The organism is Pseudochrobactrum lubricantis (assembly GCF_041929865.1).
Taxonomy (GTDB): domain Bacteria; phylum Pseudomonadota; class Alphaproteobacteria; order Rhizobiales; family Rhizobiaceae; genus Pseudochrobactrum; species Pseudochrobactrum saccharolyticum.
The window spans coordinates 116110-128224 of the sequence record NZ_JBHEEE010000003.1; the positions used below are offsets into that span (position 1 = coordinate 116110).

Below are 12115 nucleotides of genomic sequence, written 5' to 3' on the forward strand. Positions count from 1 at the left end.
TCCTGAAACAGAAAATCCGTTTCGTAACTTTGTTTTCCCGCATTTATGCGAAGCTGAAGCATTCTTTCAGCAGCAAAATGCTCCGTATCTATTTGAACGAACAGGCCAGCCATTTCACATGGATAATAGCGACGATCTTTTTTCGAATATTCTCAGCAATGCACGCGGACGTCAGGCGATACAGTCTGAATCTCCGGTCAGTGTTGCCGAAACTGTTTCGTCCCCTCTTGAGCCTGCACCTGTCGCAAAGCCGGCAGCAGAGTTGCGCCCTGCTCCTGCCAAACCTGCTGTCACTGAGCCTGCTCCAAAACCAGTCGCACAGCTTCGTCCCGCTGATTCAAAACCTGTCGCAGAGCTTCGCCCCGCTCCGACTTCTGCACCTGTCGCGGAACTCCGTTCTGCTCCGGCAAGTTCCGATGGCAGCGATTATAACGCCTCCGCCATTCGTGTTCTTGAAGGGCTGGAACCGGTACGTTTGCGTCCGGGCATGTATATCGGCGGTACCGACGAAAAAGCACTGCACCACTTGTTTGCTGAAGTCATCGACAATGCGATGGACGAAGCTGTTGCCGGTCATGCCAATTTCATTGATGTTAATCTCGATGCAGAAGGCTTCCTGACCGTTAGTGATAATGGCCGCGGTATTCCGGTTGAGATTCACCCGCAGGTGCCGGGCAAATCCACACTTGAAGTGATTATGACCAAGCTTCATGCGGGCGGTAAATTTGACGGCAAGGCCTATGAAACCTCCGGCGGTCTGCACGGCGTTGGTGTTTCCGTGGTCAATGCACTGTCCGACTTGCTGGAAGTGGAAGTGGCGCGTGCCCGCCGTCTCTATCGTTTGCGTTTTTCGCGTGGCTTGCCGCTGGGCGATCTGGAAGAACTGGGAGAAGTGCATAACCGCCGCGGTACGCGTGTGCGTTTCCACCCCGATCCGGATATTTTCGGTAAAAACGCGAAGTTTGATCCTGAGCGCCTTTATCGTATGGCGCGCTCCAAAGCCTATCTGTTTGGTGGTGTTGAAATTCGCTGGTCCTGCGACCCGTCTTTGCTCGATCCGAAAAAAGGCATTCCGGAAAAAGCTGTTTTCCATTTTCCAGGTGGTCTGAAGGACTTCCTCGCCGCCTCGCTCGGCAAAGAATTTATGGTCACCAGAGAGATTTTCTCCGGCAAGACCGAAAAACAAGGCGGTCACGGTGCCGTTGAATGGGCGATTGCATGGTATGGCGGCGACAGTTTCGTCCACTCCTATTGTAACACCATTCCGACCGGCGAAGGCGGTACGCATGAAGCGGGTCTGCGTCTGGCGCTGACACGCGGTCTGAAAGCCTATGCGGAACTGACCAATAATAAACGCGCTTCGGTGATTACCACTGATGACGTGATGATTTCTGCCGCCGGTATGATGTCGGTCTTCATCCGCGAACCGGAATTTGTCGGTCAGACTAAAGACAAGCTGGCAACAGTTGAAGCGCAGCGTATCGTGGAAAATGCGATCCGCGATCCGTTCGACCACTGGCTGGCAGCCTCCCCGCAGGAAGCCTCAAAACTCCTCGACTGGGTGGTTGAGCGTGCGGAAGAGCGTCTGCGCCGCCGTCAGGAAAAAGAAACAACCCGCAAGACTGCAACACGAAAACTGCGTCTGCCGGGCAAACTGGCTGACTGCTCGCAGAATTCGGCTGCCGGTGCGGAATTGTTTATCGTTGAGGGTGACTCGGCGGGCGGTTCTGCAAAACAGGCGCGTAACCGTACCAATCAGGCGATCTTGCCGCTGCGCGGTAAAATCCTCAACGTGGCCAGTGCCGGACGTGACAAGCTGACAGCCAACCAGCAGATCGGCGATCTGGTGCAGGCACTCGGCTGTGGCACGCGCAAGAATTATCGTGAAGATGATCTGCGTTATGACCGCATCATCATCATGACCGATGCTGACGTCGATGGTGCGCATATTGCATCGCTGCTCATCACTTTCTTCTATCAGGAAATGCCGCAGCTGATTACCGGCGGGCATCTCTATCTTGCAGTGCCACCGCTTTACCGCCTCAGCCAAGGTGGTAAAGTTGCTTATGCCCGCGATGATGCGCATAAAGATGAGTTGATGCGCACCGTGTTTACCGGCAAAGGCAAGATCGAAATCGGCCGCTTTAAGGGTCTTGGCGAAATGCGTGCCGACCAGCTTAAAGAAACGACCATGGATCCGAAGAAACGTACTTTGCTACGTGTGGATCTGGTGGAAGATGAAAACGGCTCGACCAAATCTACAGTAGATGACCTGATGGGCACCAAGCCGGAAGCCCGCTTCCGCTTCATTCAGGAAAATGCTGAATTCGTTCAGGAGCTGGATATTTAAGGCTTTGACCCAAGGCTTCGCCTTGTACATTAGCGATGATATCAGACATCCGGGGCGGTTCCCGTTAATATTGAATCGTCAGAACCGCTCTATTGTTGTGCTTTTACGCGCATCTTGTTCCGGCCGAAACAGGACAAGAAGTCAGTCCGGCGAACTGATTTCCCTGCATAGGCGCTTCACATTTTTGGGGATGCGCTCCAACTCTGGCAATATATTCTGATCAGAATTGCCAAGACCGTTCAACCGGAGCCGCTGATGTGCGACGCGAAAGTCACAATCCGGACAATTGATGAAATCCGGCAGCAACTTGTGTCTGAAGCGGCCAATAAAAATATTGTAATTGCCGGAATATGCGGATTAGCAGGAGCCGGAAAAACCACCTTATGCCGGCAGCTCACAGCACTATCAGGTTTCAATATTGTACATCTGAGCTGTGACCGCTTCTCTTCACACAGCCATGCTGACCGTCAGGCTAGTATTGATAGGGCCTATACTTCGGGCATAACAGAGCATATCGCTTTTACTGAAAATCCCCAGAACTGGTATGCCTATGATGATATAATAGCTGCCATCCACGCATTAAGAGCGCACGGACATTACAGCTAAAATCGCGCATGGAACGGGAAAACTGGCGATCTGGACGGGCATTACAATATTGCTCTGCCTGAAAACGCTCCGTCCATTGTGTTATGCGATGGTATTTATCTTCTTCATGAACCGATAAGCACTGCATTAGACATCATCATTCTGGTTGATGCTCCGGTTGAAGTTACGGTGCAGCGCGGACACAAACGATCCAACGGCAATACCGGTCATTTTATGTCTATGGAACGCCTCAGGCAGACATATACTATGCCGTATTTTGAGGCACTCTCAGGTCACGCCGACATTCTTTTTCAACCGGAACCTGCCCCATCTGACTGCGTTTAAGCAGTCTGCATCAAAGCAGATCAATAATCATCCAGATCAGGAATACGGCCAAAAGCGATCTTACCGCCAATATAAGAGCCGGGGGCAATAGATGGCCCGAGGCTCAGAACATCCGAGCCGAATTGCTTGCGCACGCGGTCAAGCGTATCTGAAACCTGTTCCCAGCGCTGCTGACGCTGCTTGTCTTGCGGCTCATCAAACAAGTCGTGACAGTCGACCACCTCACCGGACAGATGATGCAGATAAATATGCACATTCTTGACCTGCCGGAAATCCGCCTTGCGAAACGACGGGTGCATGAGCAATCGCCGGTGCAACTGCGAGAGACAGGTGAGAAAACAATGATCGTCCCGTGACGGCGGGAACACACCTTCAACCGAGACGGATTCCTGCCCCTTGATCCGCCAGCCATAGACCAGAGCACCGGCGCGATAATGTTCTTTACGCAAACGGCGCGAGGCACTCATACAGAGCAGCCGCGCGCATTGCAGTATCTTATCCGGCTGACGCCAGTCCCGTGGCAGCACACGGCCATGGCCGAACATACGGCGATGCGTTTCCTGTTTCTCCACCGCATAGCCATGTAATCCGGCGATGAACCGCTCCCCCTCAACGCTATTCCAGATCGCCCGTCCTTGTTTCGGGCTGATCTTCCAGATCTCTTCAACCGTCGTAATACCGGAGCGCAGCAGGCGCGCTTCCACACCGGCGGCAATGCCCGGAAGGTCACGCAATTTCAGCCCTAAAAAACGATGAGGAATATCTTCCGGCCGCACAATCACCAACCCATCCGGCTTGTCGATTTCCGCAGCAATTTTGGCCAGTAGCTCATTGGGGGCAACGCCAATAGAACAAGTCAGTGCCGAGCCTAGTTTCTCACGCAGCGCCGCTTTAATCGCCAGTCCCAGAGCTTCTGCCTGTCGGGACTCCGACGGCAGCAAGCGGCAAACCAATTCGTCAATTGAGCGCACGCTGCCTATCGGCAGCACCGTATCAATAATATCCAGTATTTTGTGATGAAGTTTGACATATTCATCCGGCCGCGCTTCCACAATCGCAATCTCAGGGCAGATTGCCCGCGCCTCACGCACCGATGTGCCGGTTTTCAGACCAAGTTTCTTGGCCTCTTTGCTGGCCGCAATCAGGCCGGTAAATTCGCTGGCATGAGGCACAACGCCCACCGGCCTGCCCTGCAAAGCAGGATTCATCTGCTGCTCGGCACTGGCAAAAAAACTGTCAAAATCGAGATAAAGCCGCTCCGGCAGATCAGGTTTACGCATGGGTTTTGTTCCGCAACTATTACAGAACAAAATAGGAACATTAAATGATTTTGGCAAGCCTGAATTACAGATCAGCCTGCATTTTCACCTTTTCCACAACCCGCGCCAGACTGGCTGACCATTCTTCATAGCGGCGGATAATTCGAAAGCCGCATTTCTCATAAAGCTTTATTGCAGGTAAATTGCGTGCATGGGTGCCGATTTCCGCAGTCTGAAATCCGAGCATAACAATTTGTGCCAGCAGCGCATCAACCAGCAATGTGCCGATGCCCTGCCCGTGATGCGCCGGATCCACCCAGATATCAGATATATAATTCTGATTGGTATCGCGTGCGCCCCAGCCGCAAATCACGCCATCCTGTTCAGCGACGAGAATATAATCCAGATAATCCTGTGCTGAATGCAAAAAAGCCAGTTCAGCGCGTCTGCGCTGATCCGGCTCTTCTGTTTCATGACTGAATATGTGGGACGCCCATGCATCAGCTCCGATACGGGCAATCATCGCCAGATCAGCGTTTGTTGCCTGCCGGAGCTGCATGCGGTGTTACCACCAGCGTTTAGGCGCGAACTGGCCTGCAGCCTGCTCAATCACATGAGCTGCCTGAAACAGTGCTTCTTCCTCAAACGGACGACCAATCAGCTGGAGACCGAGCGGCAGACCATTTTCGGACAGACCGGCAGGCACGGAAATACCCGGCAGGCCAGCCATGTTCACAGTAACGGTGAAGATATCATTGAGATACATTTTCACCGGATCAGCGGCCAGTTCCTTGTCGCCCAGCTTGAAGGCAGCAGATGGCGTTGCGGGTGTCAGGATTGCATCCACACCGGCAGCAAACACATCTTCAAAATCTTTCTTAATCAGCGTGCGGATTTTCTGCGCCTTGACGTAATAGGCGTCATAATAACCGGCTGACAGCACATAAGTGCCAATCATGATGCGGCGTTTGACTTCCTTGCCGAAACCTTCTGCACGGGTGTTTTCGTACATTTCAACAATGTCTTTACCCGGTACACGCAGGCCGTAACGAACGCCGTCATAACGTGCGAGGTTCGACGATGCTTCAGCCGGTGCCACAATGTAATAAACAGCCAGTGCCTGCTCGGTATGCGGCAGAGAAATGTCAACAACTTCCGCACCGGCATCTTTCAGCCACTGAACGCCCTGCGCCCAGAGCTTTTCGATCTCCGCAGGCATACCATCAATGCGATATTCGCGCGGAATACCGATTTTCATGCCTTTTACGGATTTGCCAAGCGCTGCTTCATAATCAGGAACCGGCAGATCGACAGAAGTCGTGTCTTTCAGATCAACAGACGCCATTGATTTCAGCAGAATTGCGCTGTCACGCACATCACGGGCAATCGGGCCTGCCTGATCGAGCGAAGATGCGAAAGCAATTGTGCCCCAGCGGGAAACACGACCATAAGTCGGCTTGATACCAACAGTACCGGTGAAAGCCGCAGGCTGACGGATCGAACCACCGGTGTCGGTTGCGGTTGCACCGGCGCAAAGACGTGCAGCCACAGCCGCAGCAGAACCACCGGAAGAACCGCCCGGAACCAGCTTCTCTTCCGAGCCTTCTGCGCGCCAAGGGCTGACCACAGGACCGTAATAAGATGTTTCATTGGATGAGCCCATTGCGAACTCGTCCATATTCAGCTTGCCGAGCATAACCGCACCGTCTGCCCAGAGATTGGCAGTAACAGTCGATTCATAATCCGGTTTGAAGCCATCGAGAATATGCGAACAGGCCTGCGTATGATCGCCTTTGGTCGCGAACAGGTCTTTTACGCCCAGCGGAATACCTTCCAGCGCACCGGCCTCGCCTTTTGCCAGACATTCATCCGAAGCCTTGGCCATCGAACGGGCTTTATCATGGGTAACGCTGACATAGGCGTTGATCGCGCCATTCGCTTCATCAATCGCCTTGAGATAGGCATCGGCCAGTTCAGTTGCGGTAAAGGCTTTGGCCTTCAGCTTGTCACGCGCCTCGGCAATGGTGAGTGCGGTTAAATCAGTCATTCTATCAATCCTGTTCAGGGCTTTTCATGTGCTGTCCGCACCGTTTCAAAAACCGGACTTCGCGTCGGGAGCAGTTACAGCTCATATTGAAACAGGAAACAGCAGTCGGATGGATCAGGGCGGGGATTATTCGATAACTTTTGGCACCATAAAGAAGTTTTCTTCCGTGATTGGTGCATTAGATACGATTTCCGAAGCGATATTGCCGTCAGACACCTTGTCTTCACGCAGGCGCATTGCAGTCGGAATAACTGAGGTCATCGGCTCCACGCCATCGACATTCACACTGTCGAGCGATTGCACAAAGCCCAGAATAACATTGAGTTCACCGGTCATTTTCTCGGCTTGTTCTTCATTGACCGCAATACGGGCAAGATGCGCAACGCGCTTGACTGTAGTTAAATCGACGGACATGTCGTTCTCCGATAAATGCGAAAATGCGGTGATCGCTGCCGGTCGTCCGGCATGAATGCAGCCCGCAAGGAATTTCTCTTATTCCGGCTATAACCCTGCACCCGCTCAAGTGCAATATTGGTGATGCATTAAAGCACACACCATGATGCAAATTCATCCCCCTGCGCCAGCTTAGCTCACCTCAGAAAAGAGGAGTGAAACCTGTCAAATAAATCAGGCGATACATCTGAAAATGTAATTTAATATCATTGAAAATAAATTCTTCCCGAGGAAGCGGTATGTTCTTGTTCACTCTAAGCCCTAAAAATGCAAAAGATTTTCACTTAAAGGCACAAGCACTCATTGAGAATGATAATGTATTCTCACTTATATTAGCTCCAATACCAAATTCTTCCGAAATACTTAGCAGCCACACTTTATTTACTCACTCTGCACGTCGTCCGCGAAACGACCATCCAGCTCCGGAGAGCTTTGATGCCTCCTTATTTTATCATGCAGATAGCAACGGTTTTCTCGCCTTAGGAAATAACAATAACCATGCTCCAGCTGCAATCAACCGCGCCCTCACCCCACAAACAGCACCGAAATTTCACATCACAAAAACAACAGACAATTACTACACGATACACACAACAAAAGAAAATATAAAATATTATTTATATTTCAACAACTTAAACAATGAGATAAATTTTTTAAATTACATCAATGATGATAAATATTTATGGATTATAAATCATTATTAGGAGAGGCAACTTATGTTAATATTTAGTATACGTCCAATGTCATATCCAAATAAATACCTTTCTGTAAATACAGATAGACCATTTTTTGGCGGATATTATTTAACTGTAGCAAAAACAAAAGATCAAAAATCGATATCCTTCACATCAACTCAGTCAATTATAAACAATGAAATTACAGGAACTCCATCCTTGCACTACAATCCTGGAGAAAATTCATTTTTATATTTTAAACCTGCCTTAGATGCATACGGAGCAATAATTGCCGTTGCAGAAAATACAGTCGAACCATCTATACTTTCAAAACTTTACATCAATATGATTAATATAAGTACATGCTATATTTACGTACACACAGCAAACAGTGACCCAGCAATTGATTACCCAAACACATACGTCTTATCCTATCATGCAGCAGAGGATAAAGTTTATTTTTCTAAAAGCCCTCTTTATCCAAATGAAAAAATCTGGCTCATAGATATATACCCGCAACATGACTAGCACTGAAAAAAATAACAGCTAATAATATTTTTTAAATATGCCAAAATAAAAACGCAACATTTGAAAGGATGTAAGATGTTTTTATTTAGCTTCAAACCATTTTCATACAACAATCCAAATATAGTTACAGATACAACAAATCCAATTACGGATCCAGTATACAGCGGATACAAATTAACCACAAATCCAACACTGGATTACAGCACAATTGACTACACAAATTCAAATAATATTACAGACATAACAGCTACAAACGAGTTTACATCAGTATTTTACAGTCCGAAGTATGAAGGCTTTATACAAGCACTCGCTGCAACAGCAACCCCAGGCGGCAGTATTGATGTTGGATTGGTTACGAATGTTACGCCGGCACTCGCAACGAAATTTATCATTAAGAGAAAAAGCGCAACAATTTTTAAAATTTCAACTACAATAAATAATAACAAATTTAATTTATGCTACACATCTGATCTTGGTGTATTTCTTAGCAACGACATAGATTATGACGTTGAATCTGTCTGGGCTGTTAGTTTTTATATTGAAAATCCATCTTAACATCAATGATCAAGCTCCCCATTAACTTGATAAATGGGGAGTATTTGCTATCAAACTGTCAAACTGCCGCCGACTTCCAGAACCTTAACTTCCGTTGAGATCTTTTCCATACCGTGTACAAAATCATCTGCGGTTGCATCCAGCAGACCGAATGTGCCGAAATGACAAGGGATGGCTGTTTTGAGCGCGGGGAAATAACGCTGACAGGCCAATGCGGCCACTGCACCGCCCATTGTAAAGCGGTCACCGACCGGCACCAGAGCAATCTCCGGCTGATGCAGCTCATTAATCAGCGCCATATCGGAGAAAATATCCGTATCCCCCATATGATAAAGCACCGGTGCGCCCTCATCATCAAAATGGAACACCAAGCCATTGGCATTACCAAGCGAATGGGAAATACCGTCTTCCGTCAAACTTGCGGAAGAATGCAGCGCATTGACGAATGTTACAGAAAATCCGTTGTGAAAGACTGTACCGCCGGTATTCGTCGGATCGACTTTCGCGACACCACGATGCTCCAGCCAGTCACAAAGATCAGCATTGGCGATAACCGTTGCACCCGTCTCCTTTGCAATGCGGATGGTGTCGCCAACATGATCGCCATGGCCATGGGTCAGGGCAATATGCGTCACGCCTTTGGTCACTTCAGCAAAATCCAAGCCTGAGCCGGTCGGGCTCTGACTGATGAAAGGGTCGATCAGAATGACCGCCTGCGAAGTTTCAACGCGGAAAGCAGAATGGCCGAGCCAGGTGATTTTCATGATATTCCCTTTGCCGATGCATATTGTTATAGGCACAGTTAGAATGCACTGCGCTGTCTTTGCAATATAGTATGACATTACCGGATCAGGAAACGAGATATGGCTGTATCAACAATTGAAGAGCTTGCGGCAAGCCTGAGCTATGGTCAGCTGGTTGCCGGTCTTGATCTGGGTACCAAAACCATCGGCATCGCTGTCTCTGATCTCGGACTTTCCTTCTCCCATCCGCGCCCTGTTCTTAAACGACGCAAATTCACACTGGATGCGCAGGAACTGCTGGAACTGCTGCAAAAAGAAAAGATTTCAGCCGTGGTTATCGGCCTGCCGGTCAATATGGACGGCACAGAAGGCCCGCGCGTGCAGGCCACCCGCGCATTTGTGCGCAATATGGAAAAGCTCACCGATATTCCGTTTATCTATTGGGATGAGCGGCTTTCAACGGTTGCGGCAGAGCGCGCTTTGATCGGTATGGATGTTTCCCGCGCCAAACGCGCAGAGCGGATTGATTCCGCTGCTGCCTCGTTCATTTTGCAGGGTGCACTTGACCGGCTACATATGCTGCGCCGTGACAGTGAGCAGGATTAGTCAGCCCTCCGTCAATAAGCCGGTTGCAGCTTATTCCTGCGGATAGAGTGCGTTGATAATGCCTAATGCGTCATGGCGGGCATCAATCATGCCATAGGTTGTGCGCCACTGACCACCAAGACGGGTTTCGATAAAGGCATCGCCGATATCATCCGCACCGAGTTCTTTCAGGCAGGCGGCACTGGCGGCCAGCGCCATTTGCTCGGTGAGCATCCGCGCAGCACCTTCATCGGTCATGGTCACCTGCATCGCAGCCCGCAATACGGCAACAGTCCCCTGACCGCGACGGCCAAGCTGCGTGCCAATCCATTCCAGCACATCGTCAAACAAACGCGGTGCGCGGTGGAGAACACGCACAATATCCAGCGCCATTACATTGCCGGAACCTTCCCAAATCGCATTGACCGGAGCTTCACGATAAAGCCGCGCCAGCGGATTTTCTTCGACATAACCATTGCCGCCGAGACATTCCATTGCTTCATAAAGCAGCGCCGGTGCGATTTTCGCCACCCAATATTTGACGACCGGTGTCATAACACGGGCAAAAGCAGCCTCCATACGGTCATTGGCCGCCATGTCAAAAGCACGGGCAAGGCGCAGTGACAGAGCAGTTGCAGCCGCCACATCCAGTGACATATCCGCCAGAACACGCTGCATCAGCGGCTGATTGATCAGCGGCACACCGCCGACACTTCTGTGACGGGCATGATGAACAGCTTCACTCATACCGGCGCGCATCAGACCGGCGGAGGCCACTGCACAATCCAGACGGGTCAGTGTCACCATATCAATAATAGTCCTCACACCCTGCCCCTGTTCTCCAACCATCTGGCCGAGTGCATTTTCAAACTGCACTTCGGAAGATGCATTGGAGCGGTTGCCGAGTTTGTCTTTCAAACGTTGGAATCGGAAGCCGTTGCCGCTGCCATCCGACAATAAACGTGGCACAAGGAAACAGGACAGGCCGGACTTATTGTCACCGGCAGCCTGTCCATTGGCCTGCGCCAGCACCATGAAAGCATCGGACATCGGCGCGGACATAAACCATTTATGGCCGTTGAGACGATAGACGCCATTACCCGCATGATCGGCACGGGTGGTATTGGCACGCACATCAGTGCCGCCCTGCTTTTCTGTCATGCCCATACCAAGCGTCAGACTGGCTTTCTTAACCGGCGGCTTGTTGGACGAGTCATATTTGCGGGTGAGAATGCGCGGCGACCATTCATCATAAAGCGCCGGAGAGGTCATCAGCACTGCAAGTGATGCGCTTGTCATAGTCAGCGGGCAAAGATGGCCGCATTCAAGCTGTGCAGTCAGATAAAAACGTGTTGCACGCGCCTGATGGCGGCGCCCTGCTTCCGGAGATTGTTGCGGGCTGTTTTCCCAGATGGATGAGTGCAGGCCATGCGCAACGGAACGGCGCATCAAAGCATGATAGGCCGGATGATATTCCACCTGATCAATGCGGTTACCCTGACGGTCATGGGTTTGCAGGCGCGGCACTTCGGAATTGGCAAGGCGCGCCATTTCCTGCGCATCGGCAGATAAAACAAAACGGCCGGTCTGTTCGAGCTCTTTTTGCAGGTTTTCCGGAAAACGCGCTGCACATTGCAGCAGCAGCGGATCACTCAGATAGGCATTATATTGCGGAGCAGCCTGTCCGTTGAGATTTCTGGTCACGGAATATGGAGACGTATCCGGCGCATAATTGGTGCGCTGCGGCGCCTGATTAGTTACTTCAGAAACGTCTGCAGGAGTGTTAACCGACATATTCCATCCATTTAGCCGGAGATTTCAGCCGCCGGTTTTAGTATTTAAAATCTATACACGAATCTCTAATATCCGCCTTGCGGTATTGTTTGCGGCAAAATTATAAATATCCCCTCAATAATCCGTTTTTCTCCACACTGTTTATTCGACAAAGCCGCAAAAGCATATATAAGGCCGCAAACAAGTTTCTCTGCAAA

General features: G+C 50.2%; 12 protein-coding genes. 6 read left to right on the plus strand and 6 right to left on the minus strand.

Features of this window, described 5'->3' with window-relative positions:
* Positions 1–118 precede the first annotated feature (118 nt).
* Positions 119–2350 carry a DNA topoisomerase IV subunit B gene (parE, locus tag JNC80_RS07710; protein WP_376709975.1) on the plus strand — a complete coding sequence of 744 codons (2232 nt, stop codon included), beginning with the start codon at positions 119–121 and terminating at the stop codon, positions 2348–2350.
* Positions 2351–2659: 309 nt separating this feature from the next.
* Positions 2660–2956, plus strand: coding sequence for a hypothetical protein (locus JNC80_RS07715; protein WP_376709976.1), 297 nt, complete (start codon positions 2660–2662; stop codon positions 2954–2956).
* Positions 2957–3300: 344 nt separating this feature from the next.
* On the opposite strand, the gene JNC80_RS07720 is transcribed toward JNC80_RS07715, so the two are convergent.
* From JNC80_RS07720 to gatC, 4 genes are all read right to left on the minus strand, one after another.
* On the minus strand, positions 3301–4560 hold the full coding sequence (locus JNC80_RS07720) for a Y-family DNA polymerase (protein WP_376709977.1): 1260 nt from the start codon (positions 4558–4560) through the stop codon (positions 3301–3303).
* Between the two features lie 64 nt (positions 4561–4624).
* Positions 4625–5098, minus strand: a complete 474-nt coding sequence (locus JNC80_RS07725; RefSeq protein WP_376709978.1) for a GNAT family N-acetyltransferase — start codon at positions 5096–5098, stop codon at positions 4625–4627.
* Positions 5099–5104: 6 nt separating this feature from the next.
* Entirely contained in the window at positions 5105–6586 is a 1482-nt protein-coding gene (gatA, locus tag JNC80_RS07730) for an Asp-tRNA(Asn)/Glu-tRNA(Gln) amidotransferase subunit GatA (RefSeq protein WP_376709979.1), read from the minus strand.
* A gap of 126 nt (positions 6587–6712) precedes the next feature.
* Positions 6713–7000: an Asp-tRNA(Asn)/Glu-tRNA(Gln) amidotransferase subunit GatC gene (gene gatC / locus JNC80_RS07735; protein WP_022712301.1), complete on the minus strand. Its 288-nt coding sequence runs from the start codon at positions 6998–7000 to the stop codon at positions 6713–6715.
* Positions 7001–7278: 278 nt separating this feature from the next.
* Here gatC and JNC80_RS07740 point away from each other — a divergent pair, with 278 nt between their 5' ends.
* The 3 genes from JNC80_RS07740 to JNC80_RS07750 all read left to right on the plus strand — a co-directional run bounded on the left by JNC80_RS07740 (position 7279) and on the right by JNC80_RS07750 (position 8796).
* Positions 7279–7743: a hypothetical protein gene (locus JNC80_RS07740; RefSeq protein WP_376709980.1), complete on the plus strand. Its 465-nt coding sequence runs from the start codon at positions 7279–7281 to the stop codon at positions 7741–7743.
* A 12-nt stretch (positions 7744–7755) separates the two neighbouring features.
* Positions 7756–8241, plus strand: coding sequence for a hypothetical protein (locus JNC80_RS07745; protein ID WP_376709981.1), 486 nt, complete (start codon positions 7756–7758; stop codon positions 8239–8241).
* A 75-nt stretch (positions 8242–8316) separates the two neighbouring features.
* Positions 8317–8796: a hypothetical protein gene (locus JNC80_RS07750; protein ID WP_075655308.1), complete on the plus strand. Its 480-nt coding sequence runs from the start codon at positions 8317–8319 to the stop codon at positions 8794–8796.
* Positions 8797–8846: 50 nt separating this feature from the next.
* On the opposite strand, the gene JNC80_RS07755 is transcribed toward JNC80_RS07750, so the two are convergent.
* The gene (locus tag JNC80_RS07755) at positions 8847–9560 is read right to left on the minus strand and encodes a metal-dependent hydrolase (RefSeq protein WP_376709982.1); all 714 of its coding nucleotides are present in this window, start codon (positions 9558–9560) and stop codon (positions 8847–8849) included.
* Positions 9561–9659: 99 nt separating this feature from the next.
* On the opposite strand from JNC80_RS07755, the gene ruvX reads away from it, so the two are divergent.
* Complete coding sequence (gene ruvX / locus JNC80_RS07760) at positions 9660–10145, plus strand: Holliday junction resolvase RuvX (protein ID WP_225687854.1); 486 nt, start codon at positions 9660–9662, stop codon at positions 10143–10145.
* A 30-nt stretch (positions 10146–10175) separates the two neighbouring features.
* On the opposite strand, the gene JNC80_RS07765 is transcribed toward ruvX, so the two are convergent.
* The gene (locus tag JNC80_RS07765) at positions 10176–11918 is read right to left on the minus strand and encodes an acyl-CoA dehydrogenase family protein (protein ID WP_376709984.1); all 1743 of its coding nucleotides are present in this window, start codon (positions 11916–11918) and stop codon (positions 10176–10178) included.
* Positions 11919–12115: the final 197 nt, after the last annotated feature.

What these genes read in the sequence shown, in the direction of transcription:
- gatA (WP_376709979.1), bottom strand. Translation starts at nt 6,586, where the DNA reads ATGACTGATTTAACCGCACTCACCATTGCCGAGGCGCGTGACAAGCTG.
- JNC80_RS07755 (WP_376709982.1), bottom strand. Translation starts at nt 9,560, where the DNA reads ATGAAAATCACCTGGCTCGGCCATTCTGCTTTCCGCGTTGAAACTTCG.
- gatC (WP_022712301.1), bottom strand. Translation starts at nt 7,000, where the DNA reads ATGTCCGTCGATTTAACTACAGTCAAGCGCGTTGCGCATCTTGCCCGT.
- JNC80_RS07750 (WP_075655308.1), top strand. Translation starts at nt 8,317, where the DNA reads ATGTTTTTATTTAGCTTCAAACCATTTTCATACAACAATCCAAATATA.
- JNC80_RS07725 (WP_376709978.1), bottom strand. Translation starts at nt 5,098, where the DNA reads ATGCAGCTCCGGCAGGCAACAAACGCTGATCTGGCGATGATTGCCCGT.
- JNC80_RS07765 (WP_376709984.1), bottom strand. Translation starts at nt 11,918, where the DNA reads ATGTCGGTTAACACTCCTGCAGACGTTTCTGAAGTAACTAATCAGGCG.
- JNC80_RS07745 (WP_376709981.1), top strand. Translation starts at nt 7,756, where the DNA reads ATGTTAATATTTAGTATACGTCCAATGTCATATCCAAATAAATACCTT.
- parE (WP_376709975.1), top strand. Translation starts at nt 119, where the DNA reads ATGGATAATAGCGACGATCTTTTTTCGAATATTCTCAGCAATGCACGC.
- ruvX (WP_225687854.1), top strand. Translation starts at nt 9,660, where the DNA reads ATGGCTGTATCAACAATTGAAGAGCTTGCGGCAAGCCTGAGCTATGGT.
- JNC80_RS07740 (WP_376709980.1), top strand. Translation starts at nt 7,279, where the DNA reads ATGTTCTTGTTCACTCTAAGCCCTAAAAATGCAAAAGATTTTCACTTA.
- JNC80_RS07720 (WP_376709977.1), bottom strand. Translation starts at nt 4,560, where the DNA reads ATGCGTAAACCTGATCTGCCGGAGCGGCTTTATCTCGATTTTGACAGT.